Below are 26080 nucleotides of genomic sequence, written 5' to 3'. Positions count from 1 at the left end.
GTGTTCAATAAAGGAAACAGCAACGACAAAACTAATGGGATTTGCGATATTCCAAAATCATTGCATAGGCTTCATCTTTAAGACGAAGTTTTTGTTTTTTGAGCACTTCAAGCTCCATATCACTCATTAATTCCTCGCCATCTTCAATCTTTTTGATTCTATCATCAAGCTCATTATGCTCATCAAAAATCTTTGCAAAGTGCGTATTATGTGTCTTTAATGCAGTAACCTCATCTCTATATTCGTGAAACATCTCTTACTCCTTTAAGGCAAATTCAATGCTTTATTATAGGATATTTTCAATAATAACGCGTTTTTTTACCCTAAAATCACTTCACTTTATCTACAAACACAGAATCTAGCTTCTATAATCAGCATTAATCTCTACATAGCGATAGCCCAAATCACAACCATAAGCGACAAAATGCCCATCGCCTATACCCAAATCACAAGTGATTCTAAAGCTTTCTTGCTTCATTACTGCTGCCGCTTTTGCTTCGCTCTGCTCATCAAAACATATTTGCCCCTTATCAAATACTACCACAGAATCAAAAGCAATTTTTAAGCTTTTCTCATTGCATTCTACGCCACTTGCGCCAATTGTTGAGGCGATTCTACCCCAATTTGGGTCTTGTCCAAAAATTGCAGTTTTTACTAAAAGCGAATTTGTAAGAGCTTTTGCGGCACGCATAGCTTGTGCTTCATCTCTTGCACCGCACACTTCAAAGGCTACAAGCTTGGTAGAGCCCTCACCATCTCTGACCATATCGGTAGCAAGTTTGTGCATAATCATTTTTAATGCTTCTTTGAAAGCCATCTCATCATAAACCCCACTGCGCCCATTGGCAAACAAAAAGACAGAATCATTTGTGCTCATATCACCATCTACACTAATAGCATCAAAACTTGTTTTTGCGCACTCGCGCAAGATTCTATCCCCATCAGCTTCAGGCAAAGCTGCATCAGTTGTAATAAAACAAAGCATAGTCGCAAGGGCAGGCTGTATCATACCTGCTCCCTTTGCCATAGCTCCGATACAAAAGCTTTTGCCACCATTGAGCTGCACTTTTAATGCAATTTCTTTGCTAAAAGCATCTGTCGTGCGTATCGCATCGGCAGCACGAGTGTGGGCATTTTCACTTTTGGCATTCATATCAAAGGAGGAAAAAGAAGCGATGATTTTCTCCTTAGGCAAATATTGCCCGATAACACCTGTGCTTGACATTATAGGGTTTTGTATAAAGGGGAATTTTTGTCTCAGTGATGATAAAATATCACACACATCTTGCACTCCTGCTTCTCCTGTCATTGCGTTGGCATTTTTGGTGTTAATAAGCACAAAATTACTCTCTTTGCCTTGAACAAAACGTTTAAAGTGTATTATGGGTGCTGCTTGAAAACGATTGCTCGTAAAAAGTGTAAAAGGCTTAAGCGCATCTTCACTATACAAAAATGCCACATCAAGTGCAGGAGTGCCATTTTCAAGTGGAGGTTTTAATCCTGCACTTACGCCATCAGCATAGAATCCTTCTGGTGCATTCACACCCCCTTTAATAGGGATAATCTCAAACATAATCAACCTCTCTTGGTTTTTGCTTTTTCATAATCAAACGCTTAGTAGCGCGAATATTCTCGCTCGTCCCAATCACAAGGAGTTTGCACTCACTTGAAACAATCGTATTGCCATTTGGCATAGTGATATAAACGCCATCTTTTTGCGTTAGCCCCACGACAGAGACATTTGTAACATCGCGGAAATGTGCCTCTTTGAGTTTTCTTAACACAAGCCACGAATAACGTGGCACGATGATTTCCTCCAAATCAAGAGGCGTATCGCGTTGATATAAAAACCGCTCAAGGAGATTTTCCATATCCGGACGCACTGCCATTGCGGAGATTCTTTGCGCCATAAGCTTAGAGGCAGAAATAACAGCATCACAGCCAATTTTTTTAAGCTTTTTGCTCTCTTCTTGTGAATTTGCAGTAGCAATAATATAATAAGGCTTTCTTCTTAGCTCTTCCTCAAAGATACGCGCACTCACCACCATAGTGATATTATCCGCGGGATTCTTAGAAAAACTTACAATCCCTTTTGCGCTTGAGAGATGTGATTTGAGCATAGCTATATGCGTATGTGGGTCATCAATGATATAATAAGGATACTTGTACTTTTGGGCTTGGGCTTCAAAATCAGGGGAATTATCCACCACGACAAAAGGAATATGAGATTCTAAAAACTGCTGGGCAAGTTCAGTAGTAAATTCATTGTGATAGCAAATCACATAATGATTTTGCAAACGTGCAATTTTATATACCATTTTTTGCTCCTTAATCAATCTAATAAGAGTGCCATTATTCACTACACTCATAATAAATGCTACACTAAAGGTTACAACTCCCGCTCCACATACCATTAAAAGCGCAGTAAAAAAAATAGTAATGGTGCTAAATTCTTTCTCCCTTAATGAACCAAAACCTGTATTAGTAAAAGTATAAGAAGTCTGAAAAAATGCCTGCATTAAATCATAATCTTCTAATGCCAAATACCCTAATGTGCCAAAAAGAAGAAAAAATTGAACAAGAATGAGCGGAAGTCTAAAGGGCTTGAGCTGCTCATAGAGCTCACCAGCTAAAGAAATGTCTGGTTTTGGGGTATTGCCCCAGTGAAGAAATTTCTTAAATCTTGCAAACAAGATGGGTAAAGCTTAGCTTAAGAATATTTTTTTATTGTTCGCAATGTGGAAGCGGCAACTTTTACTCTTACGCTTGTTCCATCTTCAAGTTTAAGCCGAACATTGCGAAGATTAGGCAAAGAACGCTTTTTTGTTTTATTATTTGCGTGACTTACATTGTTTCCAACCATAGGACCCTTACCTGTGAAAAAACATTTTCTTGCCATAACAAACCTTTTTTATAAAATGAAATGAACTAAACATTTTAGCAAAATTATCCCAAATCTACCTTAAACTAATCAATAAGCACACTCATACCTACGCGTAAGCCATCAATAGGTAGAGTAGGGTATGCTTCAACTTCAAAAGTTTTTACATCATAACCTTTAGATGCGCTTGTAGCTCTCCAAGTGGCAAAATCTCCCATAACAGAGACAAACTCTACCCTAAATTCTGCTCTTTTATCCAAAGCGGGAATAAATGCTTGAAAAGTTGTGCCCTTAACAAAATCTTTTAAACGATATTCAGGCAGATGAAAAACAATCCACGCATCATTCATATCAATCATTAATGCCACAGGGAATCCACTCGGTGCAAGCTCACCTTCGTGAAGCAAAACATTACTTACCTCTCCATTTGTTGGCGCAATAGCTTGAGTATCTTTGGCATAGCTTTCAACTTCATTGACTTGTCCTGCCGCTGCATCTTCTTTAGCTTGTGCTGCTATTTTTGTCTCAACACTTGCGCCATCAAGGGCAATTTTATATTGCTGATAGGTTACATTTTCATTATGTTTTGCAGTAGTGTAGTTTGCATACGCTTCATCACGCCTTTGTTGGCTTACCACACCATCTTTATAAAGAGATTCTATACGCTCATAAGTGCTTTTAGCAAGATTTGCCATTGTTTTAGCGCCTTGCCAAACATCTTTTGCTGACTGAATGGTCTCTACTCTCGCTCCTTGCTTTGTTTCTGTGCTTAAAGCCTTTGCTGCTTGATACCCTGCTTTTGCCTGTTCAAGCTTAGCTTGTAACTCTGGAGAATCAATACTATACACCAAATCGCCCTTTTTAAGCATATCGCCCTTTTTAACAAAAATATTCTCCACACGTCCCGCAACCTTAGAGCTAATAGCATATTCACGCGCTTGCACTTGGGCATAGATTCTATTTTCCTTTGGCTCATAAGCACGAGTAAAGCTGACTGCAAGCCACAACAAAAATGCTAAAGCTATAACAATTAAAGCTACAAGCTTGATATTTATTTTCATATCCTCTCTCCCATTCTTTGCTTAATTAAAAAATCCATAGAATCTCTCCACTTCTCCACTTAGGGCAAAAAGCCGCGCAAGTGAAATTGCATAGCTATATGCCACACTTTGGCGTTCAATAAGCACGAGTGAAAGAGCATTTTGCGCATCACTTACTTCTGTGCTTGTACTCATACCCTGTAAAAATGCCCTCTCACGCAGCTTGAGATTCTCTTTGGCTAACTCCACAGAGGAATCAAGGCTAAAATATTGCGATTTATACGAAATAACTTCATTATAAGTCTTTTCACAGAGCGTTTTTAAATCTTTCTTAGCTTGTGAAGTAGCAAACTGCGCTTGAATAGAAGCTATTTTGCTTGCTTGATATTTTTGGATTCTCCCACTTGGCGAAAGAAGAGACCACCGCGCACCTATACCTACATACCAATTTGGCATAGCTTTATCAAGCAAAGAGCTATTATCATTAAACATATAACTACCAAAAGCTCCTATTTCAGGCAAAAATGAAGAAAATTCAATATGCGAAAGCTCGTGCGTAGATTTGACCTGATTATCCATTATGTGCAAAGCAGGATAGACTTCAAGTGTTTTATTTACAAAATAATCCACATTTTGCAACATCGCATCTTGTTTAATATCAATACTTGAGCTCAATTCAAGAGGTACATTAGATTCTCTATTTAACATCGCATTAAACGCCATAATGGCGATATGAAGAGTATCATTTGCTTTTTGCACTTCAATGCTAGATTTATCATAATTGACTTGGGCTTGGAGCGTTTCTAAACGCGCAATTTGCCCTTTTTCTTGGAGTTTTTGCGCATTTTTATAATGTGCGAGATGCCCTTCATTTGCATCTTGAAGCGTATTGTGAATCTGATGAGCTAATACCACGCCATAATAAAGCTTTGCACAATCTTCAAAGAGGCTTAATTCCTTGAGCTTAAGGGCAAGGAGTGCATCATCAAAAGCAATTTCAGAAAGTTTATTAGCAAAATGACGCTTACCGCCCGTAAAAAGTGGATAGGCAATATTAAGCGCACTAAAGATAATATTTTGGTCTTGTAGTGTGATAGGTTGTGTGAGATGAGGAAGCAAAGGGGCAAGAGCTGTCCCGCTAAGATTATTAAGTGCAGAGGTATCAAAAAGATGTGCATTCATTGGTGATTGCAAATGCACATAAAATGCATCAAGTGAAACTTGGGGGAAATAAAGCATTTTGGTTGCACTTTTGAGCTTTTCTTGTTTATCAACTGCACTTTGAGTGGATTTTAGTCCATCATTATTTTGTAAAACCTGCTTGTAGGCATTCTCTAATGCCAAATACTCTGCTTGTAGGGTGTTTAAAGCTACTCCTACAAACAAGAATATCCATTTTTTCATTATGTGCCTCTTTGTCAAATTGCGTTAGAATCTATCTTAGCGCAAAAATACCAACGATAAAGGAATATCGTGAAAAAGCTTAAGGCAATGCTTGATGCCCAATACAAGCTTAAAAATACTTCTAAAGAACTCAGTATGCAAAATCCAGATCCTTTGCTTGTGGCAAAAAACTACCAACACACGTCTTATTTTGCAGAGATTGCCCTTATATGTGCGCTTCTCTCTTATGGAAATGCAAAAGCAATCGTGCAAATGCTTCAAAAACTTGATTTCTCACTTTTATGCTCTCGCACGAAAATACGCTATGAGGCATTTCCTTATTATAGATTCCAAACAAGTGCAGATATTAGGCATATCTTTGAAGCTATCGCTTGTATGCTTGAAAATGGTGGTTTGCTCACATATTTCCTTCAAGCGTATAAAAATCCTCCTGCGCATTTTACACTTTGGTATCAGAGTGGAAATAAAAACCACGCACGCATTCTTTATGGCATTTATCATTGTATTGATTCTCTTTATTCTTTTGTGCGCGAAAATAGCGTAAGCAAAGGCTTACATTTTGCATTTGGCACATCTTATAGTGCTTATATGAACACTTATGGTGCATTTCCCACAGGTGCGTGTGCATTAAAACGTTGGAATATGCTCTTGCGTTGGCTTGTGCGCCAAGATGAAATTGATATTGGCTGTTGGCAAGAACATATACAGCCATCGCATTTAATATTGCCACTTGATACTCATACCTTTAGAATCTGCCTTAAACTTAAGATTCTAAAGCGCAAAAGTTATGACTTACAAAGTGCGCTACAAGCCACTGATACACTATGTATGCTCAATCCTAATGACCCAATATCGTATGATTTTGCACTCTACCGCATAGGACAAAGCAAACAAAATATGTATGAAGATTTATTTATCTAAGATTCTATCACTAAAATCTTTGCAAAGAGCCGAAGAAAGTTTGCAAAAAATTTTAGGATTTATTTCAAGAGTAGGGGGCTCAAGCCCAAAAACAAGATGCTCCATACCGATATGGGCAATAATCTTGCTTCCCTGCACACTAAAAGCACATTGCAAAGTATTGTTTTGCTCCAGCTGTCTTAAAATACTTTGTGCTTGGACATAATCTATCACATCTGCGCGAATAAAAGCATTTGCATAATATGCGCTCAAAGCATTTTGTGTATGGGCAAGTTGAGACTTAAGACGAGAGATACATTGTTTATGTGTGATATGTCCCATATACCGCACCCCTATACTCGTAATGATAGCGATGATAATAATGACACATAAGAGTTCAAATGAGCTGAATGCTCTCCTATTAGAAAATTGCATTTGAGGTGCTAAGCGGCACTTCTCGCCGTGCCTTATGTCGCTCAAGCAATTTAGTGCAAAGAGTAGAATCTGCTTTAGGCTGAATAAAAAAGATAATTTTACCATTTTCTTGCATAAGCGTTACACAATCATTTTGTGTATCAAGCACACCATTTTTGGCAAGTCTCACACCATTATTTTGTGCTATCCACCGCGAATGACTAAGCCCTGCAAGTTCAAGCATTTTTACCCCATCAAGGGTGGAAGGCTCAATATTTTGGCTAAAAACTTCGCGCTGAATCGCATTGAGCGCTCCGATAATATCATTTTCTACTGCAATAAGTTGGGCATCAGAACGCGTAAGTGAAAGTCTTGGTAAAGCAATAGCAGCAAGAATCCCGAGTATAATAATAACAAATATAAGCTCCATCATACTAAATGCTCCACGTTTTGTGTGTAGAGATTGAATCCTTACTTGCCTCTTCATCGTTTATTCCTTATTTTTAAAATCTTCAAGTATAAAAGGTGGCAAGATGAAATCAATGATGCCTTGTCCTTCAAGCCCATTGTTACCAGAATGAAGTATAAACCTCATCAAAACACCCTTAGGAACAAGTGCGCGAAATGAGGGGCAAAGGTAAGTTGCAAAACTCTTTAAATCAGGCTGATGCCCTACAATAAGTGGATTTTGTGCTTTTTGAAATGATTTTTTTTCTATAAGATTCATATATCCTTTAAGTCCGCAATCAGGAAGAATCTCATCACAAAGAATGATAGAATCCGAACGCACATATTTTCTTAAAGGCTTGAGTGTTTGCTGTGTGCGTTTAGCAGGTGAGCAAAAAATAACATCAAAGTGCAAATGTTGCATAGCTAAGTGTGCTATATGTTTGCTTTGCGCTTTGCCAAGCTTGCTTAATGGGCGAAAAATATCATTTTTATCCTTTTTATTGTTTAATCGGTATTCTTCCCTACTGATTGTATCAGCGTGGCGCAAAAGAGTAATTGTTCTCATAAAAACTCCTTTATTTGTGGGATAAAATCATCTCACACATCATCATCACAAAATCGGCACTACGTTTTGCCGAGCTGACCAAAAACTCATCAAAACTTATATCAGCATTTCCATCGGCACTATCACTAATAGAGCGCAAAATACAAAATGGCACAGCAAGTAAATCACACACAACAGCCACAGCTGCTCCCTCCATTTCTACCGCATCAGCTCCAAAATGCTGGATAATCCACTGCTTTTTTTGAGAATCAGCAATAAAAGCATCGCCCGAAGCGATAATGCCCTCTTTAAGCTTAATGCCTTGATTGTTTGCAATGGAGCGTGCAATGGTATTGAGTGTAGCATCAGATTCTATAAAAACCTTACTTTCAGGAATAAAGCCTAGCGGGTGTCCAAATGCACTAATATCCACATCATATTGACAAAGCTTTTGTCCTAATATTAAATCACCCACTTTCAAATCCGCACTTAAGCCACCTGCCACGCCACTAAAAATGATTTTTTCACAACCAAAATGCAAAATCATTGTGCTTGAAGTCAAAGCAGAATGAACTTTACCAATCTTGCTATAAGCGATAAAGATTTTGTGCCCATCTTTTTGGATTTCATAGTAAGTATTGCCACCCACCTGTCTGCTCCTATAATCGCCAAAGAGCTCAAGCAAAGGCGTAATCTCTTCAATCATTGCCCCAATGATACCAAGTGTCATAGATACTCCTTATATTTAAGTCTAAGTTCCGCTTTTAACGCCATCAATACATTCTTTTAAGCTTGCAAGATTCTCAATATTCCAAGTAGGCAGGCTACTTAATCGCTTGTTTAATCCACGCAATACACTACCATTTCCAAATTCAATAAAAGCATCAACCTCATCATTGAGCTTAAGAATAGACTGCTTATAAAGCACAGGTTGTGTAAGCTGCTTGCTAAGCAATGCTTTTGCCTGCGCTTTTGTGCTATACATTTCAAGTGTGGCATTTGAAAGAATGAACGTGCTTAAATGTTCATTTAAACTTTCATCTAAAAGCTGGGTGAAAGCTGGTAGGGCTGATTCCAACATAGGACAATGACTAGCAACCGACATAGGAAGCAAAAGTGCTCGTTTTGCTCCAAGTGTTTTAAGCGTAGATTCTGCTTCGCTTAAGTCTTTTTTGCGCCCTGCAAGCACAATTTGTCCGCTACCATTATAATTTGCGCACCAAATGCTTTTTGCTTGTTTTTGTGCGTTTTGGCAAAATTCCTCAAGTATGTTATCCTCTAGCCCAACAATAACCATCATTCCTGCATCTTTACCCTCACACGCTTGTGTCATAAGCTCCCCACGCTTGTGTGTAAGCTTTATCCCTTGAGCAAAGCTCATACCTTCACTGATTACCACTGCGCTTACTTCACCAAGAGAGTGTCCCATAGCCACGCTTGGCATTAACGGACATTCGCTTTGAAAAACACTATGAGCAATAGCACTGACAAGAAAAATCGCTGGTTGAGTATATGATGTAAGATTGAGTTTATCATTTTCCTCAAAAAGAAGATGTTTCATATCTAGCCCTAAGCTATCAGATGCCTCCTCAAAAAGCTCCTTTGCCACAGCAAAGTTGTCATAAAATTCCTTGCCCATACCTATTTTTTGTGAGCCTTGTCCGGGAAAAATAAATGCGTATTTCATCATAATCCTTTACTCCAAAATGAATGAAAGAGAGGGGATTCTAACATTACTTTGCTTTATTTGTCTTTTGTATCTATAAATTTTCGCTTCGGCTATCCTATTAAATAGCGTTAAGTGTAGTTTTATCATTTTTCGCCTACAATAGCGTTCTTTTTTCATATGGACAGGTGGGTGAGTTGGCTGAAACCACATCCCTGCTAAGGATGCATAGCCGCAAGGTTATCGAGGGTTCGAATCCCTCCCTGTCCGCCACCTTAACAGAATCAAAATTCATTGAGAATCAAAAATTTATAACGTAGATTCTCTACATCGTGTTTTAATCGCCTATTTTCATCAGTAAGCATAGCATACTGGGCTTGAAGATTTGCAATATCTTTACTCAAATAATAAATATGGCTAGAGAGATAAATTTTAGGCACACTTATTATGAACACAAAAAGCATAATATAACCTGCGACTTTAAGCTCATACAAACCTAAACCTTGTGTATTATTTCTTGCAAGAATGTTTTGTTCTTTTTTAGCCTCTTCAGCAACATTTGCAATCTCTTCTTTTTCCCACTCATTCACACGCGATTTGGGGAGAATAATATCATCAAGACGCATAGTTTTATCATTTTGAGTATTCATTTATGCTCCTTTTCAAAATCATATTTTACCCTGTAAATCAAAAATTCTTAATTTTGCGCTACGAGAACGTTTATTTTGCGCTATCTCTTGAGGGGTTGGGGTAATTGGCTTCTTAGTGAGAATCTGCCCTTTGGCGTGATTATTACCACACTCACATCTTAAACTTTCCTCTGCACAAATACACGATTTGCTCCATTGCTTAAAACATTGCTTAATAATTCTATCCTCAAGCGAATGAAAAGAAATAATCCCCACTCTACAAGATGCAAGCTTACCCTCATCAAAAGCAAGTTCTATGCTATGAAGTAATCTTTTGAGCTCCCCTAGTTCATCATTCACCTCAATCCGTAATGCTTGGAAAGCTAGTGTTGCAGGGTGTATGCCTCCAATACGAGGAAAATGCCCCTCAATAAATGTACTTAACTCATAACAAGAGCTAAAAGGCTTTGTTTTGCGTTGATGTGTGATGAGTTCTGTGAGTTTTTTACTCTGCCTCACTTCCCCATAGATTCTAAAAATCTCTTCCAAACGAGCAGACGAATAGGTATTAATCACCTTTGTAGCATTGAGTTCCGCTCGTGTATCCATACGCATATCAAGCGTGGGAGAGGCAAAGCTAAAACCCCTTTGCGCTTCATCAAGCTGCATAGAACTTACGCCAATATCGGCAATAATACCCCTTACACGAGCCAATGCCGCACTTGGCACAATATCCAAAAATTCAGAAAAAGCATTGTTGCAAAAATGGATATGTGGCACATAAGGCTTTAAGCGCTCTTTGGCGAGATTAAGTGCATATATGTCTTTATCAAAAGCATAAACTTCAATATTTGGATAAGTCTGTAAAGCCCCAAGAGTATGCCCTCCAAAGCCTAAGGTGCAATCAATCAAAATAGAATCTTCTCTCAAACAATCCAAAGCCTGTATTATTTCATTTTTTAAAACCGAATAATGCTTCATTATATTAAGGCTTGAAATAATCAAATCGCAAATGATTATCAAGAATAATTTGATGTTCTTTATAATCTGAATTTTTTAAACTTATCGCTATAACAAAATAAATCTGTTTGCTTTTCTCATCAAATTCCATTTTAAGTGGCAACTCTACACGCGCAAAATAAGGCATTGTATTTGCCCATAAAATAAAATCTTCAATACTCTGCGTAGTAGATGCATAACCAATAATTTGGTATCTTGTATCAAGAATATCTTGTTCGCGAGTAGTGTTGAGCTTTTTTACTTCTACTTCTGTGAAATAATCTTGCAATAAAGCTTGTAATTTTGTTTCATCTCCTTGGTTATGAAGACTTAAAAGCATCTTGTAGTGCTGAATAGAGAGTGTTTTAAGCTGTGCCTCTATGGCTTGATAATCTTTATTGATTTGATTGAAGGCAATGCGTGATTTTTTGCTCTCTAGGGCTTGTTTTTTATATTCATTCACTTGAGGTAAAAGAAACTTACTTACACAAAAAACACAAATAGCTGCAAATACCAAAAACCAAACAAAGTTTTTAAGTGCAAATTCCAAACGAAAATCGCTACTCATCACTTTGCTCCTTTTTGTCATTTTTAAGAGGTTTGAGTGTAGGATTTGCCTTACTCACAGCAACAAAATTAAACCACCCACTTACAAGAGGATAAAATTCCACTCTCACCTGTGTAAAAACTGCACGCAAAGGAGCTTCCAAAAGAAATTTATATACTTCCTTTGAGGGCGTTAAACCTTTCATCACAAGGGAATTATAGTTTAACTCTATGCTTTTAGCCGTAATTTGATCTGGAATAAGCTTAAGGAGGTTTGATAATCCATCTTTGAGCATTTTATTTTGTGTTTGTATGTTTTCACCCATTGTGATTTCATAATCTAGGCGCTCTATATAGTCTTTAATCACGATAGTTTTAAGTTTGATATTTTGAATATTTTCTTCAATATGAGTTTGTTCATTAATTTTAGCAACAATTTGTTTTTCTAATACCTTTGCAAAACCATAAATACACACCACAGCCAATATGCTATATACAAACCAAATTTTTGTATAACGTTTAAAAATACTCTTAGGTTTAGGGCGTATGAAACTATAAGCCATAATACTTATCCTCTATTATCTTTGAGTTCAGCTTTAGAGAGGTCAATAAGGGCATCGGGAATATGAATTGAGCGCACCTCTACCTCAATCATAAGCGTATTGCGAATATGAGCAACTGCTTGTTCTGTCATACCATAAGTGTCCAAAAGCACGATAGTTTCTATAAATTGTGTGCTATTATAAATAGGATTGCTATAAAACTCATTAATAGAATTTTTGAGAATCTCTGTTGCATTTGATGCCCGCGCTAAATCTCTTAAGCCCTCTAAACGAGACATTTCAGCCTCTTGCTGCTTTTGGGAATCTATTTCTTGAGGTGTAAATTCCTTGCGGATAAGCTCCTCATCTAAATCTTCCAGCTCACCTATTTCCTTTAGCTCATCAATAGAACCAAGAATAGAATCCAAATCACTCATTTCCTTTGCCGAATGTATTTCAAGCACAGAAGCACCTTTATCTTCAGCATTCTCTAGCTCTCCTCCAACCATAAAAAACCCGCCAAAATACACACCTTTTTTATCCGCTACAAAAAGTGTAATACTCGCTCGCTCTTGCAATACATACAAGCGCACTTTGTCAGTAAGTCGCCCTTTGATATTCTCATATACAAGCACAAATGGTGAAAAAAGATAATCCAAACCTAAAGCACGAATAAACTTTACGCGGTTTTCATCAACTGCAAGCTGTTGAATATAAAAAAGCCAATGATTAGGCATTTCAACAATATGTGAAGTCTTTGCATTCACACCAAACTTAATTAATTCTCCTTTTTTGGAGCAATTCGCTAGCCCTTGATTATAAGTCTTACTCATTGCACTCAAATAAGTAAAAGGATATTTGCGTTTATAGTCTGCAATCAGTTTGGCTGCTTCCATAGGTAGCTCTTTATTTACGATTTTAAACTCTTTGCTTACACTATTTTTAACGTGTCCGTTTTTAAGCACAACAATTTTGAGGGAACACACTTTAGCATCAAGATTCACGCCGATTAAAACCGTAGAAAAAAATGGACGAAGTAAAAACTTTAACAACTCGCACACCCTCACATATTCACAATTTTTATCAATTTTAGCAAAACTTTCGTGAAGTTTGAATCAATTATAAGCATTTAGAGTTCCTTTTCTAAATGTAAGCGCACTATTTGTTTTGCATCTTCAAGATGCATATTTTTATCAACTACAAAACCATCAAGCATATGGTAATCAATCCGTGAAAATGGCTTAGGAATACGAAATTTATCCCAAGTTTTTAGCTCCCAATAACGACTATACACCACGCGTATGGGGATAATATAACGCCCAGTTTTTTGACTCATCACCACTACGCCATCAGATATGGAATGATAAGGTCCTTTTGGTCCATCAAGAGATAATCCTATATCGCAGCCTCCTTTAAGCAACTTCAAGGCTTCCATTAGCACACGCAAACCACCTTTTGAAGATGAGCCGCGTAGAGATTTTAAGTTAAAAAGAGCAATAACACGAACCATAAGTTCAGCATCAAAATGATGAGATTGAACAATATAAAAACCTTTATCGCGCTCCTTACTCACGAGCTTTTGGAATCTCTTATATAAAAAAGGTAACATAAGAAGTTCTCCGTGCCAAAATGCACCGATAAAATTATGCTTTTTTGCGTGTTCATTGATATGGAATCTATGTCGCGTAAGAGCATATAAAATGCGTAATACAGCATACATAAGAGGTGGAGCGATTTTAGCAAGTATCTGACGTTTTTTCTCACGACTTAGCATAAGGTATCTTCTTTCAGGTGTGTGAGATTTTGTAAAGAATAATCCCTAGAAGAAAGCGCTTGACTAAGGTTTAATTCATTTATAAATCTCCCCATAAGCGCACCACCTTCATTGTGCGTTATTTCTACTTTTATGATAGAGCCAATCTCGCATTTCTTGTCCAAGATTTTAATCAATTTATTACTACTACTGCGCCCTTCACTCCAACACTGCTCCTTGCTATCGCAATGATTCTCAATCAACACATTATGTGTGCGTCCGATTTCAAGCTGCGCTTTTTTATGCAGAATCTCCTTATGAAGTTTCTGTAATCGCGTTAAACGCTCTTTTGCCACTTCAGGAGATACAAGCATACTTTTATCATATTCAAACGCACTTGTGTGCGGACGAGGTGAATATACAAAGCTATAAAGCGTATCAAATTCCACAAGAGAAAGCATTTCCATCGTATCCTCAAAGTCTTGCTCGGATTCGGTAGGGAATCCTACAATAATATCTGTGCCAATGCCGACATTTGGGACAAGGGACTTGAGTTTAGCGATTCTATCAAGATACCATTGCCTATCATAGCCCCGCCTCATCATTTTGAGAATCCTACTTGAGCCGCTTTGCAAAGGAATGTGTATGCCCTTAGCGATTACAGGATTACTTGCAAATTCCTCTAAAAATGCATCGTCCATATGCAAAGGGTGAGGAGAGGTAAAGCGGATTCTATATAAGCCATCAATCTCACTTAAAGCGCGTAAAAGTTGCGTAAAATTTGTTTTTGGGTGAGGGTGAGAGAATCTCACGCCATAATTATTGACATTTTGTCCTAGTAGGAGCAATTCTTTCACCCCACTTGCCACACATTTTTTTGCTTCAGATATAAGCAAATCCTTAGGGACAGAAATCTCTTTGCCACGCGTAAAAGGCACAATGCAATAACTGCATTTTTTATCACAACCTATGGAAATATTAAGATGTGCTTTAATGCCCATACTTTGTGGCGAAGCAAATACATAAGTGCTATCATCATAATCAATATCTACCTCAACCGCTTTAGGACGCTCAAGCACCTGTGTGATTTTTGATACATTTCTAGCTCCTAGCACAAAATCTACACTTGGAGCTTTTTTGATAATTTCCTCACCCAAATGACTTGCTGTGCAACCACAAACACCAATTTTTGCTCCTGCTTTTTTTTCTTTGGCAAATGCTCCGATTTCAGAAAAAAGCTTTTTTTCAGGCTTTTCACGCACAGAACAAGTATTGATAAGAATTAAATCTGCCTCTTTAGCATTATCTGTAAGAGTGTAATGCTTCTTATCGCGCAATTCAGCAATCATATGCGCAGAATCACGCTCATTCATAGCACAGCCTAATGTTTGTATAAAAAGCTTCATTGGTGTGTAGATTCTATCATTTTAAATAATATGAAGTTCATAAATATAACTTGCCTCATCAAGACCATAACGCACTTCATTAAGATATGTATTATAGCCCGCTTTCTGCAAAGAGGCGCATACTTTTTGCATTTCCTTGTGTGAATTTTCTTTATCAAAATAGAAAATATGTTCCCCCTGTGCGCACTTTTTGAGCATATCTTCATAGCTTATTTTTACTACATTAGCTTTACTTTTGGTATTCGCTTGAGCAAGTGTGTTTTTAGCAAGTTTAAGTTCCATAATATCTCCCTTAATCAAAGTTATAGAATCTCCCATTATAGCCAAAAAAGGCATATTTGTGAAACTTTAAGCAAAATTTTATTATAATCTATCATTCTTCATTAAGCCATATAGCCTACAAATCCCCAAGCTATGAAGGCATAATCCCACAACTAGACTTAAGGAGATGGATTTTATGGAAAAGATTTTAGATATTATTGATTTAATTGCTTATGATAAAGGCTTAGAATCACAAGCAGTGCTAGAAATCGTCAAAGAAGGCTTAATTAAAATTGCCAAAGAAGAGATCAATCCGCATTATGATTATTTTGTTGAGCAAGATACTAAAGAGCGCACTCTCAAGCTTTTTTATCGTATGAAAGTATGTGCAGATGAGCAAGAATTAAATGAGGAAAATCTAGGGATATTCCTCCCCCTCTCTCAAGCCAAAGAACTTGGTGATGTAAGCATAGGCGATGAAGTGGATTGTGAATTACAATTAGATGCAATGAGCAGGGGAGCGATTAATAAACTTTTTTTAAATCTTGAATATAATTTGCAACGTTCTATTGAGAATCAAATCTTACAAAATTTCCGTGCAATGGTAGGAAAAATCGTCAATGGACAAGTTGTAGGCATAGATGATAGTGGCAATACCTTTATAGAAATTGAAAGTATCCGCGCAATATTACCCCAAAAAAATCGCATTAAAGGCGAAAATTTCAAAGTCGGCGATTGTGTGCGAGCAATTTTAAAATTTGTAGGCATTAATCGCAATGGATTGCAAGTGGAACTCTCTCGCACAACACCTAAATTCCTAGAGGAACTCCTTGCGATGGAAGTGCCAGAGATAAAAGATAATGAAGTCATTATTCATAAAAGTGCGCGAATCCCCGGTGATAGAGCAAAGATTGCAGTATATTCAAATAGTGCGCGTATTGACCCTATTGGCTGTTGTGTCGGTGTAAAAGGAGTGCGAATCAATACGGTAAGCAAGGAGCTAGCGAATGAAAATATTGACTGCGTAGAATATCATAGCACACTTGAAATTTTTGTTGCTAAAGCTCTGACACCTGCACAGGTGCTAAGCGTTAAGATTGAAGAAGCACAAGAGGGCGAACGCAAAAGGGCAATTGTGCAAATCAAAAATGAGCAAAAAAGCAAAGCTATTGGCAAAAATGGCGTGAATATCCGCCTTGCAAGTATGTTATGCGAATGTGATATTGAACTTCAAGAAATTACAGAATCTAAACCAATTGAAAATGAGGCTACACCTGCAGAAAAAACAGGTATAGATGCGCTTAGCTCACTTTTTAAATCTTAAAACTATTGCGCATTCTTACGATACGCTTGACAAATGCTGCGTGATACACTCTTGTTTTGCTTTGCGGATTGCTCTTAACAGGCATAGGAATATAATCTTTGACATATGTATATCTTTGTGCCATAAGTGCATCAAGAACTGCAAGTTCTTTATCTTTGCAAATCATTGATTCAATGGTATTGTGAGCCTTTGTGCAATCAAAACTCGGTGCTTTTATTGATTTTATGTCATCTTGAAGTATTAAATCATCATTGAATGCTAAGTCAGCACACCACCAAGCCTCTTCACAACCTACAAAAACTGCCAACAGATGTTCTTTGAGCTCATCTTTTGCATTTATGCCTAAAGGCAAAATCCACATAAAAGCTAGGATACACTAAAGCTTTATCATCTATCTCTTCCATAAAATAAATATGCAAATTATAAACATAGAAAATGTAATGCTAAAATAAAGAATCTTTCTCATTTTAAGTGTTTCTAAACGAGTTTGTTTTATAATAAACTTTATAGATTCTAAAATAATTTTTATAACATATCGCATTGAAAGGATATATTTATGAGTTTTACACATCTTCATCTTCACACTGAATACTCCTTGCTTGATGGGGCAAATAAAATCAAATTTCTAGCTAAACGCATACGCGAATTAGGTATGGAATCTGTTGCAATTACTGACCACGGCAATATGTTTGGAGCACTTGATTTTTATGTGAGTATGAAAGAAGAGGGGCTTAATCCTATCATCGGTATGGAAGCTTATCTACATAATGGCGATACACTCAATGATAAAAGCATCAAGCAACGTTTTCACCTCTGTCTCTTTGCCAAAAACGAAGTGGGCTATAAAAATCTAATGTATCTCTCCTCGCAATCTTTTATTGAGGGATTTTATTACTATCCTCGTCTTAACAAAGCTTTGTTAAGAGAGAGGAGCGAGGGGCTTATTTGTTCTTCAGCCTGTCTGCAGGGCGAAATAAATTGGCAGCTCAATGTGGGCAATCCTCGCAATGTGCGATTTGGAGTAAAAGGCTATGATGTGGCTAAAGAAGTGGCACTAGAATATAAAGATATTTTCGGCGAAGATTTTTACCTTGAGCTTATGCGACACGGCATCAATGACCAACTTTTTATTGATGAGCAGATTCTCAAACTTGGCAGGGAACTTGATATTAAAGTAATTGCGACAAATGACACACATTATTCCTTGCAAGAAGATGCGAGCGCACAAGAAGTAGCAATGTGCGTGGCAATGGGTAAAACATTGAACGACAAAGATAGATTAAAGCATTCAGTCAAGGAGTTTTATGTCAAATCTCCGCAGGAAATGCAAAAGCTTTTTTGTGATGTGCCTGAAGTGCTAGAAAATACGCAAGAAATTGCACAAAAATGCCAGCTTAACTTGGATTTAAAAAATATTGAGATTAAAAACAAACACACAGGCGAAATACTCTTAAAAAATACTCCTGCCACGCCGCCTACATTTAAACATACTCAAAATTACGCACAAAAAGAGAATCTGCCACAGATTTTAAATTGTCCTTTAGAATCTATTGATGATGCAGTATATTTTGCTTTCAAATGTCGTCAAGGATTGGAGGAGCGTTTAAAACATATTCCGATAGAATCTCATCATCTCTACAAAGAGCGTTTAGAAAAAGAAATAGAAGTGATTAACTCAATGAAATTTCCCGGTTATATGCTCATTGTGTGGGATTTTGTCAATTTTGCAAAACAAAATCATATCCCTGTTGGACCCGGACGTGGTTCTGCAGCAGGAAGCCTTGTGGCATATTCGCTTAAGATTACAAATATTGACCCACTGAAATACGATTTACTTTTTGAGCGCTTTTTGAATCCTGAGCGAGTGAGTATGCCCGATATTGATATGGACTTTTGCCAACGCAGACGCGGCGAGATGATAGAATATGTAGCAAATACTTATGGCAAGTTTAATGTCGCGCAAGTTATTACCTTTGGTTCGCTCCTTCCAAAAGGTGTGATACGAGATGTCGCCCGCGTGCTTAATATGCCCTATAATGATGCTGATGCTTTCGCAAAGCTCATTCCAGCAGAACTTCATATCACGCTTACAAAGCATATAGGCAAAGATGGAAAAGAAAAAGATGGAGCGTGGGAAAAAGAACCAAAGATTCGCGAACTCGTAGAAACAAATCCTCTTGCAAAACAAGTATGGGATTATGCTCTATTGCTTGAGGGATTAAAACGCAATGCTGGCACACACGCTGCTGCGATTGTGATAGATTCTCAAGAAGAACTATGGCACAAAGTCCCTCTTTATACGAACGAAAAAATGAATGGTGTCGCTACGCAGTATTCTATGGGTTGGCTTGAAGCTGTGGATTTAATTAAATTTGACTTTTTGGGACTTAAAACACTCACGGTGATTGATGATGCAATCAAGCTTATTAAAAAGCGGTATGGCGCAGATATTGATTTGAGCACGATGGAAATGGAAGATTCTAAAGTCTATGAAACGATACAGAGTGGCAGCACACTAGGGCTATTCCAAATAGAATCTGAAGGTATGCAGGCAATAGCAAAAAGGCTCAAACCAAGCAATTTTGAAGATGTTGTGGCAATGATTTCTCTGTATCGTCCCGGACCTATGGACCTTATTGATGATTTTGTCGCGCGTAAGCACGGATTAGTAAAAATTGAATATCTCATAGACGCACTAGAGCCGATTCTAAAGCCCACTTATGGTGTTATTGTCTATCAAGAACAAGTAATGCAAATTGTGCAAACTATTGGTGGATTCTCCCTTGGAGGTGCAGATTTGGTGCGCCGTGCTATGGGAAAAAAGAAGCTTGATGAAATGTTACGATTAAAAAAAGAATTTGCTGATGGCGCAGAGAAACAAGGTTATAATCGCAACAAAGCAGAGGATTTATGGGAACTTATTGTGAAATTTGCAGGATATGGATTCAACAAATCTCACGCTGCAGCTTATGGAATGATTACCTATCAAACTGCATATTTAAAAACATATTATGAGCACGAATTTATGGCAGCTATGCTTACAAGCGAAACTTCAAAAGTAGAATCTGTGGCAAAATATATTGATGAAGTGAAATCACTTGGCATTGAAATTGTCCCTCCACACGTGAATATTTCTGAAAATAATTTTGGTGTAGGCGAATTTGATGGAGTGAAAAAAATTATTTTTGGACTAAGCGCCATTAAGGGCTTAGGCGATGCGCCTATTGAAAATATCATAGAAGAGCGTGAAAAAAATGGTGCGTATAAGAGCTTGGAAGATTTTATCGCAAGAGTAGATTTTTCTAAACTCACTAAACGCTCTTTAGAGCCGCTTATTAAATCCGGAGGGCTAGATAATCTAGGATATTCACGCAAAAGTATGCTTGAGTATATAGATATGCTCTGTGATAAAGGGCGAGAAAAAAGCAAAGCTCAAGAGATGATACATAACTCACTTTTTGGTGAAGATGAAGTAGAGATTAATATATATTTACCTATCACACATAAGGGCGAATACGACATACGCACTTTGCTTGATTATGAGTATGAATGTATGGGCATTTATGTGTCTGGACACCCGCTTGATAACTTTAAAGACAATCTCAAAAACATTAAGGGTATAGTCAAAAGCATTGAATTAGAGCAGTTGCAGCTTAATTCTACCTGTATGCTTGTAGGGAAGATACTCTCCATTAAACGGAAGATAAGCAAAAAAAGTGGCAAACCTTTTGGGAACATTGAGTTTTTAGATTATGGCGGGAAGCTTGAAATAATGGTATTTGAGAAACACCTTGATATACTTGAAAACTTTAATACCGATATGCCTTTGGCGCTCAAATGTAAAATAGAGGAGCGAGAGGAAAGCTTTAGTCTGCGTATTTTAAAGATTCTTAGCCTTGAAGAGGCTGCAAAAGAAAAAATAGAACCCGCAATAAAAAATATTGCACAAGAAGATGAAACTACAAAGGTTATCCCACTTGATATGAATCCTAGCGAAATTGATATTTGCACGCCTTTGTGTGTAGTTGTTGATTCTTCTTGTATTCAAAATGGTATTTTAGATAAACTCAAGGCTTATTCACAAGAACTTAAGGGTGAGCGTGAGCTACGAGTGCGCATCAAAAATGATATATTAGGCTATACTTTTGTCAGCCATTTAAAAGTGCATTCGCATATTAAAGAAGTATTTAAAGAATTACAATGGCAGGAATAGGATTCAAAAAGGAGTGGTAATGAAGCTCAAATATTGTTATTTCGTGGGCATATTGGGAGCATTGGTAATAGGCTGTGGAAATGCACAAGATATGCAAAGAGATATTTTGGGCAAATGGACACTCAATGCATTAAATGATGGATACAAACAAATTGATATAAGACTTGGTGAGCGTAACGCATTTGTAAGCTTTGAAGTAGATAAAAGCTTTTATGGCAATGCTGGGTGTAATAATTTCTTTGGCAATTATGAAATCAAGGCAAACAACACACTTGCCATTAATAATGGTGCAGGTATGACGCGTATGATGTGCGCACCAGAGAGTATGGAAATTGAAGATACGCTTATGCACATTCTTGGCGATGGCAATAGCTCTGCTCATATAAGTGGTAATACGCTTACTTTGCAAAAAGGACATATCAAGGCGATACTAAACAAACAATAAATGAAATACATTCATTGTTTTTATTTTCTCTAAGCTATAATAATAAACAAAGCAAAAGGAGGAAATATGCAATCTCACACGCAAACACCCGACTTTACAGGGTTTATCGCACAGGCACAAATCATCTTTAAAAATAGAATCTACACAGATTATTTACGCCGATTTGCCTATGGCACAGATGCTTCTTGCTATCGTTATGTGCCGCGTGTGGTGATTTGGGCATTTGATGAAAGTGAGATTATAAAACTTTTTGCTTTGAGCAAAAAATACAATGCCCCGCTTACATTTCGTGCGGCAGGGACAAGTTTGAGCGGACAAGCGTGTAGCGATAGTGTGCTTGTGCTTGCAAATGCAAGGTGGCAAAACATATCCATACAAGATAATGCTTCAAGTATTGTATGTGATTGCGGGGTGATAGGGAGCGAGGCAAATGAAGCATTAAAGCCCTTTGGTAAAAAAATTGGACCAGACCCAGCAACGATTAATAACGCTATGATTGGTGGTATCTTCTCAAATAATTCAAGTGGTATGTGCTGTGGCGTAAAACAAAATAGCTACAATACTATTAAATCTGTGCGCATAATACTCCACGATGGCTCTGTGCTTGACACAAGTGAAAGGGCAAAGCAAAATGAGAATATACAATCTTTTTTAGCTCACCATAAAGACAAGGCAGACGCACTTTTAGCATTGCGTGATGAGATTTTGGCTTCTCAAGAGCTGACCAAACTTATCCGCCGCAAATTTGCTATCAAAAATACGACCGGTTATAGTATCAATACTTTACTTGATTTTAGCGATATAAAAGATATTTTAAATCATATTTTTATCGGTGCAGAGGGGACTTTGGGCTTTGTCTCTCAAGTGGAATACGAATGCGTAAGTGATTATGCCTTTAAAGCGTGTGCATTGCTTTTTTATGAGAATCTCACACTTGCAGCAAAGGCAGTGCAGATTCTAGCAAGCAATGAAGATATTGTCTCTGCTGCTGAACTAATGGATTATGCGTGTTTGAAATCAGCACAACATTTAGGGGATATAGACGAGCGCATTTTAAGTGTAAAAAAGGGGCAATGCGCACTCCTTGTGCAATTAGAAGATACCACACAAAAGGCTTTAGAATCTAAAATAGCTACCATTTCGCAAGCCCTCACAAAAGCACCAAGTTTGTTTGGCGAAAACTTTAGCTCAAATGAAAAAGAAATGGCTTCGTGGTGGAAGATTCGCAAAGGACTTTTGCCACTTTCTGCATCTTTGCGTCCTAGCGGAAGTATCGTTATTACAGAGGATATTTGCTTTGAGATAGAATCTTTTGCGCAAGGCATTGAGGAAATCACGCGGCTTTTTGCCAAGTTTGACTTTACAGGTATCATCTTTGGACACGCGCTCTCTGGTAATGTCCATTTTATTATCACACCAAATTTAAATGATAAAGATGAAAGTGCGCGTTTTGGTGCATTTATGGAAGCTATGGTAGATTCTGTTCTTTCGCTTGGAGGTAGCACAAAGGCAGAGCACGGCACAGGGCGTATGATTGCGCCATTTGTGGAGAAAGAATGGGGCAAACAAGCATATAATATTAATCAAAAAATCAAATCAATTTTTGACCCGCATCATCTCATCAATCCCGATGTTATCATCTCAAATGATACACAGATTCATTTAAAGAACCTCAAACATTCAAGCGAAGTAGAAGATTTTATCAATCAATGTATGGAATGCGGATTCTGCGAAAAGGTTTGTCCAAGCAAAGAACTTACCCTTACCCCTAGACAACGCATTGCTGTGCGCAAGGAAATAAAAAGGCTTGAGGATTTACAAGACAAAAATGCAGAGGAAGAGCAGCAGCTCAAAGAACTCAAAGATGGTTATGTTTATTTTGGCATAGATACTTGCGCTACTTGCTCAATGTGCGCGAGTCTTTGTCCGCTAGAGATTGATACTGCCAAAATCGCGCTTACACTTAAACCCGCACTCACCTCTACTACTGCACAATTTATCGCTTCAAATGTAGGCAAACATTTTAGCAGCACTCTTAAACTCGCTAAAGGGGGAGTGAAATTTGTGAATCTCAACTCTTATTTTTTTGGCACAAACACCATAAGCAAATGGAGCAAAGCAACAAGAAACCTCTTAGGCACGCCTTATATTCCTACAAGTATGTCACGCGCAAATGAAAAAGTATTTAAAGATTCTATGCCAAAAATACAAAGTAATAAAAAAGTCATATATTTTAGCACCTGCATAAATCGTGTTTTTGCACCCTCAATGAAAGCATTAGATAAGCGCCCTTTACAAGAAGTCTTTGAATCTTTGTGCAAAAAAGCGGGCATATGCGTCATTTATCCACATAACCTTGAGAATCTCTGCTGTGGCAAAGCTTTCAAAGATTATCCAAAAACTTCAGAGCAAAAGGCACAAGAGCTTTATGAGGCTCTAAGGAAAATGAAAGAAAACGAAGAAAATATAGAAGTTGTATGCGACCATAGCGCGTGCAGTTATGAGCTTATGCACACAATCAAACACAAACTAGATTTGCAAAATCTAAATGATATAAAAATTTTTGATATGCCCCAATATATTGCAAATGTGCTCTTAGAACGATTGCATATTACCCCCTTAGATGAGGATATTGCACTCTATGCAATGTGTGCTACTAAAAAAGGTGGTTGGGAGAGTGCGCTTGATTACATAGCCAGCTCTTGCACAAATGGGAAAGTGATAAAGCACACCAAAACTCAATGCTGTGGGTTTGCTGGAAACAAAGGCTTTATATGCCCAGAACTCAATGAGAGTGCATTAAGAGAATTTGGTGAATTTTATGCTCAAAAAAGACAAGGAGATAAACACCTAAAGCGAGGATTCGCAAGTTCTAGCACTTGTGAGATTGGCTTAAATGATAAAACAAATATTATATGGCAGAATCTGCTTTATCTTGTTGATGAAGTCAGTGAGGCTTTATAAAGTTTTTTATTTTGGTTTGCACAAAGCAAATGCAGACATAGCGAAAAGAAGAAGTGCCACAACCAAAAAAAGATGAACGATTCCATACCTATTCACAATGGGTTGAGAAAATAATGGCGATACAAACTGCCCAAAACACGCAGTAGCGCTTAGGACTCCGATGGCTTTTGCTATGTGCTGCTTAGGGACAAGGCTAAGCAATAAAGATGAATTATTCACAATCATTGCGCCTCCACCAGTGCCAACAAGAAGCAATCCCAACACAACTGCATAAATATTATGTAAAATAAAAATAAGAGCAAATCCACTACCCATACACATAAATCCAACAACATAAATGCCCTTGAGCGATAAAAATTGCCTAATCCTTGGATAAAAAAGAGATGATACACCATATGCAAAAGCCGAAGCGCAAATACAAAAGCCAACTATCATTTCGCTTTTGCCTAAATTTTGTATAATAAAATGTGGAATCTGTGTAGGCGAAGTATAATAGGCAACCATAATAATAAAGCCAAAAAAATAGCAGGGCAAAATGGACATTATATTGATTTTTTTGTATGCTTCTTTAAGAATCTGTTTGCGCTTACTTACACGAGGCTCAAAAAGTGTGCTTGCAACAAATATGCTCAAAAAAATGCCAAGCCCATAGACATAAAAAGGATAATGCCAATCAAAATGTGCCAAAATACCACCAATACACATAAAAATTGCGCTGCTGCACGCTGTTGCAAAACCTTGTATGCCTAAAGCCTTTGCGCGCTCCTCGCCCACATAATAATCTGCCACTAATGTGCTTGCAGTTGTCATAACAAATGCAGTGGCAATGCCAAAAATTGCCCTTGTAAAGAGAACCCAATAAATATTATCCCATAGTGCTCCAAGCACACCACTTACGCTCCATAAAATCATAGAGCTAATGAGAAACTTTAAGCGCCCAAATTTATCAATAAGGATTCCACCCAATGGTGAAAACAGCATAATAAAAAGTGCAGGAAGTGTCAAAATGAGCTTTGAAAGCGTTTGAATATGTGGAATATCTACAAAATACTTCTCAATAGCAGGTATTGAAGTGGCAATAATCATACTACCAAAAACGGTCATAGAAGTGCTAGAAAAAAGTGCAAACATAAAACGCGGACGATGAGTTAAAATATGGATTTTTTCTTCAAAACGATTTTTGGGTGCTTCGTGCATAATCTCTCCATAAATAATAGTTCATTGATTGATATGTATAACTTTAAAAAGCATATTTTAACTCAATAAAGAAAATTGATGTGCTTTAATAGACATTAAGGCACAAGAAGCACATAACGTTTAGTAATGCGCAAAATATTGCTGCTAGAGGGGTGCAAAATACTGCCGTGTATATCAAGCAAAAGCGTATGAGAATCTAAACTTGTCAGCGTTGTGCGAAAATGATAATTGTGAGGAAAAGAAAATTCTTGTATTTGACAAGTAGGTATATCTCGCTCTTTGAGACAAAATATAACCATATCTTTAAGACTTCGCGCATAGAGGTAGAGCTGGGCTTTGGCGTGCAAATGAGCGTGGGTGTGGGAGCGATGATAGGACTGACGCAAATAAAATGTGCAAACAATCCCTACGGAGACGATAATTAAAATAGCATAGATCATATAAAATCCTTTGCGATTAGGAGCAATCTTGGAAGGTTTTTGTGATGATTGTGCGGATATTT

The 26080-nt window shown here is 37.5% G+C and carries 27 protein-coding genes and 1 tRNA gene; 6 read left to right on the top strand and 22 right to left on the bottom strand.

The features are described from left to right. Positions 1-31: 31 nt before the first annotated feature. The 6 genes from OQH61_RS05505 to OQH61_RS05480 form a co-directional block, all read right to left on the bottom strand. Positions 32-253 (bottom strand): YdcH family protein, encoded by a 222-nt coding sequence (locus tag OQH61_RS05505; protein ID WP_266026309.1) that lies wholly within the window; start codon positions 251-253, stop codon positions 32-34. A 105-nt stretch (positions 254-358) separates the two neighbouring features. Further along, a complete protein-coding gene (gene argJ / locus OQH61_RS05500; protein ID WP_266026308.1) occupies positions 359-1573 on the bottom strand; it encodes a bifunctional glutamate N-acetyltransferase/amino-acid acetyltransferase ArgJ in 1215 nt (404 codons plus the stop codon). Further along, positions 1566-2693 carry a potassium channel family protein gene (locus OQH61_RS05495; protein ID WP_266026307.1) on the bottom strand — a complete coding sequence of 376 codons (1128 nt, stop codon included), beginning with the start codon at positions 2691-2693 and terminating at the stop codon, positions 1566-1568. Before OQH61_RS05495 ends, argJ begins: the two co-directional genes overlap by 8 nt. Before the next feature lie 17 nt (positions 2694-2710). Then, positions 2711-2899, bottom strand: coding sequence for a 50S ribosomal protein L28 (gene rpmB / locus OQH61_RS05490; protein ID WP_266026306.1), 189 nt, complete (start codon positions 2897-2899; stop codon positions 2711-2713). Positions 2900-2967: 68 nt separating this feature from the next. Beyond that, positions 2968-3942, bottom strand: coding sequence for an HlyD family secretion protein (locus OQH61_RS05485; protein WP_266026305.1), 975 nt, complete (start codon positions 3940-3942; stop codon positions 2968-2970). Between the two features lie 21 nt (positions 3943-3963). Then, the gene (locus tag OQH61_RS05480) at positions 3964-5325 is read right to left on the bottom strand and encodes a TolC family protein (protein WP_266026303.1); all 1362 of its coding nucleotides are present in this window, start codon (positions 5323-5325) and stop codon (positions 3964-3966) included. A gap of 69 nt (positions 5326-5394) precedes the next feature. On the opposite strand from OQH61_RS05480, the gene OQH61_RS05475 reads away from it, so the two are divergent. Next, on the top strand, positions 5395-6246 hold the full coding sequence (locus OQH61_RS05475) for a TIGR02757 family protein (protein WP_266026302.1): 852 nt from the start codon (positions 5395-5397) through the stop codon (positions 6244-6246). Here the strand turns inward: OQH61_RS05475 and OQH61_RS05470 are convergent. Genes OQH61_RS05470 through fabD form a run of 5 tightly spaced genes read right to left on the bottom strand, consistent with a single transcriptional unit; the run spans position 6235 to position 9320 of the window. Continuing rightward, positions 6235-6660, bottom strand: a complete 426-nt coding sequence (locus OQH61_RS05470; protein ID WP_266026301.1) for a prepilin-type cleavage/methylation domain-containing protein — start codon at positions 6658-6660, stop codon at positions 6235-6237. The two genes, OQH61_RS05475 and OQH61_RS05470, sit on opposite strands and share 12 nt — an antisense overlap. After that, positions 6647-7126 (bottom strand): prepilin-type N-terminal cleavage/methylation domain-containing protein, encoded by a 480-nt coding sequence (locus OQH61_RS05465; RefSeq protein WP_266026300.1) that lies wholly within the window; start codon positions 7124-7126, stop codon positions 6647-6649. The genes OQH61_RS05470 and OQH61_RS05465 overlap by 14 nt, the downstream gene beginning before the upstream one ends. Positions 7127-7129: 3 nt before the next feature. Next, a complete protein-coding gene (locus OQH61_RS05460; protein ID WP_266026299.1) occupies positions 7130-7654 on the bottom strand; it encodes a SixA phosphatase family protein in 525 nt (174 codons plus the stop codon). A 10-nt stretch (positions 7655-7664) separates the two neighbouring features. Then, on the bottom strand, positions 7665-8363 hold the full coding sequence (locus OQH61_RS05455) for a 5'-methylthioadenosine/adenosylhomocysteine nucleosidase (RefSeq protein ID WP_266026298.1): 699 nt from the start codon (positions 8361-8363) through the stop codon (positions 7665-7667). 21 nt (positions 8364-8384) lie between these two features. After that, positions 8385-9320, bottom strand: a complete 936-nt coding sequence (gene fabD, locus OQH61_RS05450; RefSeq protein WP_266026297.1) for an ACP S-malonyltransferase — start codon at positions 9318-9320, stop codon at positions 8385-8387. Positions 9321-9481: 161 nt separating this feature from the next. Here fabD and OQH61_RS05445 point away from each other — a divergent pair. Further along, positions 9482-9572 (top strand) — tRNA-Ser (locus OQH61_RS05445). An 11-nt stretch (positions 9573-9583) separates the two neighbouring features. On the opposite strand, the gene OQH61_RS05440 is transcribed toward OQH61_RS05445, so the two are convergent. The 8 genes from OQH61_RS05440 to OQH61_RS05405 form a co-directional block, all read right to left on the bottom strand. Beyond that, positions 9584-9949 carry a hypothetical protein gene (locus OQH61_RS05440; protein WP_266026296.1) on the bottom strand — a complete coding sequence of 122 codons (366 nt, stop codon included), beginning with the start codon at positions 9947-9949 and terminating at the stop codon, positions 9584-9586. A gap of 18 nt (positions 9950-9967) precedes the next feature. Further along, positions 9968-10909: a 16S rRNA (cytosine(1402)-N(4))-methyltransferase RsmH gene (rsmH, locus tag OQH61_RS05435; RefSeq protein ID WP_266026295.1), complete on the bottom strand. Its 942-nt coding sequence runs from the start codon at positions 10907-10909 to the stop codon at positions 9968-9970. Positions 10910-10913: 4 nt separating this feature from the next. Continuing rightward, positions 10914-11495, bottom strand: coding sequence for a hypothetical protein (locus OQH61_RS05430; RefSeq protein ID WP_266026294.1), 582 nt, complete (start codon positions 11493-11495; stop codon positions 10914-10916). Next, the gene (locus tag OQH61_RS05425; protein WP_266026293.1) at positions 11488-12036 is read right to left on the bottom strand and encodes a hypothetical protein; all 549 of its coding nucleotides are present in this window, start codon (positions 12034-12036) and stop codon (positions 11488-11490) included. Before OQH61_RS05425 ends, OQH61_RS05430 begins: the two co-directional genes overlap by 8 nt. A gap of 5 nt (positions 12037-12041) precedes the next feature. Continuing rightward, entirely contained in the window at positions 12042-13076 is a 1035-nt protein-coding gene (locus OQH61_RS05420) for a hypothetical protein (protein ID WP_266026364.1), read from the bottom strand. Between the two features lie 68 nt (positions 13077-13144). Next, on the bottom strand, positions 13145-13789 hold the full coding sequence (locus OQH61_RS05415; RefSeq protein WP_266026292.1) for a lysophospholipid acyltransferase family protein: 645 nt from the start codon (positions 13787-13789) through the stop codon (positions 13145-13147). After that, a complete protein-coding gene (miaB, locus tag OQH61_RS05410; RefSeq protein ID WP_266026291.1) occupies positions 13783-15174 on the bottom strand; it encodes a tRNA (N6-isopentenyl adenosine(37)-C2)-methylthiotransferase MiaB in 1392 nt (463 codons plus the stop codon). The genes OQH61_RS05415 and miaB overlap by 7 nt, the downstream gene beginning before the upstream one ends. 21 nt (positions 15175-15195) lie before the next feature. Continuing rightward, entirely contained in the window at positions 15196-15456 is a 261-nt protein-coding gene (locus OQH61_RS05405; RefSeq protein ID WP_266026290.1) for an HP0268 family nuclease, read from the bottom strand. Between the two features lie 175 nt (positions 15457-15631). Between OQH61_RS05405 and nusA the strand changes: the two genes are divergently transcribed. After that, the gene (gene nusA, locus OQH61_RS05400; RefSeq protein WP_266026289.1) at positions 15632-16759 is read left to right on the top strand and encodes a transcription termination factor NusA; all 1128 of its coding nucleotides are present in this window, start codon (positions 15632-15634) and stop codon (positions 16757-16759) included. Here the strand turns inward: nusA and OQH61_RS05395 are convergent. Then, the gene (locus OQH61_RS05395) at positions 16749-17120 is read right to left on the bottom strand and encodes a hypothetical protein (RefSeq protein WP_266026288.1); all 372 of its coding nucleotides are present in this window, start codon (positions 17118-17120) and stop codon (positions 16749-16751) included. The two genes, nusA and OQH61_RS05395, sit on opposite strands and share 11 nt — an antisense overlap. 195 nt (positions 17121-17315) lie before the next feature. On the opposite strand from OQH61_RS05395, the gene dnaE reads away from it, so the two are divergent. The 3 genes from dnaE to OQH61_RS05380 all read left to right on the top strand — a co-directional run bounded on the left by dnaE (position 17316) and on the right by OQH61_RS05380 (position 24381). Then, a complete protein-coding gene (gene dnaE / locus OQH61_RS05390; RefSeq protein ID WP_266026286.1) occupies positions 17316-20972 on the top strand; it encodes a DNA polymerase III subunit alpha in 3657 nt (1218 codons plus the stop codon). A gap of 19 nt (positions 20973-20991) precedes the next feature. Then, entirely contained in the window at positions 20992-21417 is a 426-nt protein-coding gene (locus OQH61_RS05385; RefSeq protein WP_266026285.1) for an META domain-containing protein, read from the top strand. Positions 21418-21483: 66 nt separating this feature from the next. Then, entirely contained in the window at positions 21484-24381 is a 2898-nt protein-coding gene (locus OQH61_RS05380) for an FAD-binding and (Fe-S)-binding domain-containing protein (RefSeq protein WP_266026284.1), read from the top strand. Positions 24382-24387: 6 nt separating this feature from the next. Here OQH61_RS05380 and OQH61_RS05375 read toward each other — a convergent pair whose 3' ends face one another. Next, the gene (locus tag OQH61_RS05375; protein ID WP_266026282.1) at positions 24388-25578 is read right to left on the bottom strand and encodes an MFS transporter; all 1191 of its coding nucleotides are present in this window, start codon (positions 25576-25578) and stop codon (positions 24388-24390) included. Between the two features lie 95 nt (positions 25579-25673). Continuing rightward, entirely contained in the window at positions 25674-26018 is a 345-nt protein-coding gene (locus OQH61_RS05370) for a hypothetical protein (RefSeq protein ID WP_266026281.1), read from the bottom strand. Positions 26019-26080 lie beyond the last annotated feature (62 nt).

Origin of the sequence: Helicobacter sp. MIT 21-1697, from assembly GCF_026241255.1 — a bacterium.
GTDB lineage: Bacteria > Campylobacterota > Campylobacteria > Campylobacterales > Helicobacteraceae > Helicobacter_C.
This window is presented reverse-complemented; position numbering and strand designations above follow the sequence as displayed.

Excerpts from the sequence above, each read along its gene's own strand:
- OQH61_RS05370 (WP_266026281.1), bottom strand. The coding sequence starts at position 26,018 with ATGATCTATGCTATTTTAATTATCGTCTCCGTAGGGATTGTTTGCACA.
- OQH61_RS05405 (WP_266026290.1), bottom strand. The coding sequence starts at position 15,456 with ATGGAACTTAAACTTGCTAAAAACACACTTGCTCAAGCGAATACCAAA.
- OQH61_RS05480 (WP_266026303.1), bottom strand. The coding sequence starts at position 5,325 with ATGAAAAAATGGATATTCTTGTTTGTAGGAGTAGCTTTAAACACCCTA.
- OQH61_RS05395 (WP_266026288.1), bottom strand. The coding sequence starts at position 17,120 with ATGTGGATTTTGCCTTTAGGCATAAATGCAAAAGATGAGCTCAAAGAA.
- argJ (WP_266026308.1), bottom strand. The coding sequence starts at position 1,573 with ATGTTTGAGATTATCCCTATTAAAGGGGGTGTGAATGCACCAGAAGGA.
- OQH61_RS05380 (WP_266026284.1), top strand. The coding sequence starts at position 21,484 with ATGCAATCTCACACGCAAACACCCGACTTTACAGGGTTTATCGCACAG.
- OQH61_RS05465 (WP_266026300.1), bottom strand. The coding sequence starts at position 7,126 with ATGAAGAGGCAAGTAAGGATTCAATCTCTACACACAAAACGTGGAGCA.
- OQH61_RS05375 (WP_266026282.1), bottom strand. The coding sequence starts at position 25,578 with ATGCACGAAGCACCCAAAAATCGTTTTGAAGAAAAAATCCATATTTTA.
- miaB (WP_266026291.1), bottom strand. The coding sequence starts at position 15,174 with ATGAAGCTTTTTATACAAACATTAGGCTGTGCTATGAATGAGCGTGAT.
- rpmB (WP_266026306.1), bottom strand. The coding sequence starts at position 2,899 with ATGGCAAGAAAATGTTTTTTCACAGGTAAGGGTCCTATGGTTGGAAAC.
- OQH61_RS05415 (WP_266026292.1), bottom strand. The coding sequence starts at position 13,789 with ATGCTAAGTCGTGAGAAAAAACGTCAGATACTTGCTAAAATCGCTCCA.
- fabD (WP_266026297.1), bottom strand. The coding sequence starts at position 9,320 with ATGAAATACGCATTTATTTTTCCCGGACAAGGCTCACAAAAAATAGGT.
- OQH61_RS05460 (WP_266026299.1), bottom strand. The coding sequence starts at position 7,654 with ATGAGAACAATTACTCTTTTGCGCCACGCTGATACAATCAGTAGGGAA.
- rsmH (WP_266026295.1), bottom strand. The coding sequence starts at position 10,909 with ATGAAGCATTATTCGGTTTTAAAAAATGAAATAATACAGGCTTTGGAT.
- OQH61_RS05385 (WP_266026285.1), top strand. The coding sequence starts at position 20,992 with ATGAAGCTCAAATATTGTTATTTCGTGGGCATATTGGGAGCATTGGTA.
- OQH61_RS05440 (WP_266026296.1), bottom strand. The coding sequence starts at position 9,949 with ATGAATACTCAAAATGATAAAACTATGCGTCTTGATGATATTATTCTC.
- dnaE (WP_266026286.1), top strand. The coding sequence starts at position 17,316 with ATGAGTTTTACACATCTTCATCTTCACACTGAATACTCCTTGCTTGAT.
- OQH61_RS05430 (WP_266026294.1), bottom strand. The coding sequence starts at position 11,495 with ATGAGTAGCGATTTTCGTTTGGAATTTGCACTTAAAAACTTTGTTTGG.
- OQH61_RS05425 (WP_266026293.1), bottom strand. The coding sequence starts at position 12,036 with ATGGCTTATAGTTTCATACGCCCTAAACCTAAGAGTATTTTTAAACGT.
- OQH61_RS05505 (WP_266026309.1), bottom strand. The coding sequence starts at position 253 with ATGTTTCACGAATATAGAGATGAGGTTACTGCATTAAAGACACATAAT.
- OQH61_RS05485 (WP_266026305.1), bottom strand. The coding sequence starts at position 3,942 with ATGAAAATAAATATCAAGCTTGTAGCTTTAATTGTTATAGCTTTAGCA.
- nusA (WP_266026289.1), top strand. The coding sequence starts at position 15,632 with ATGGAAAAGATTTTAGATATTATTGATTTAATTGCTTATGATAAAGGC.
- OQH61_RS05470 (WP_266026301.1), bottom strand. The coding sequence starts at position 6,660 with ATGCAATTTTCTAATAGGAGAGCATTCAGCTCATTTGAACTCTTATGT.
- OQH61_RS05455 (WP_266026298.1), bottom strand. The coding sequence starts at position 8,363 with ATGACACTTGGTATCATTGGGGCAATGATTGAAGAGATTACGCCTTTG.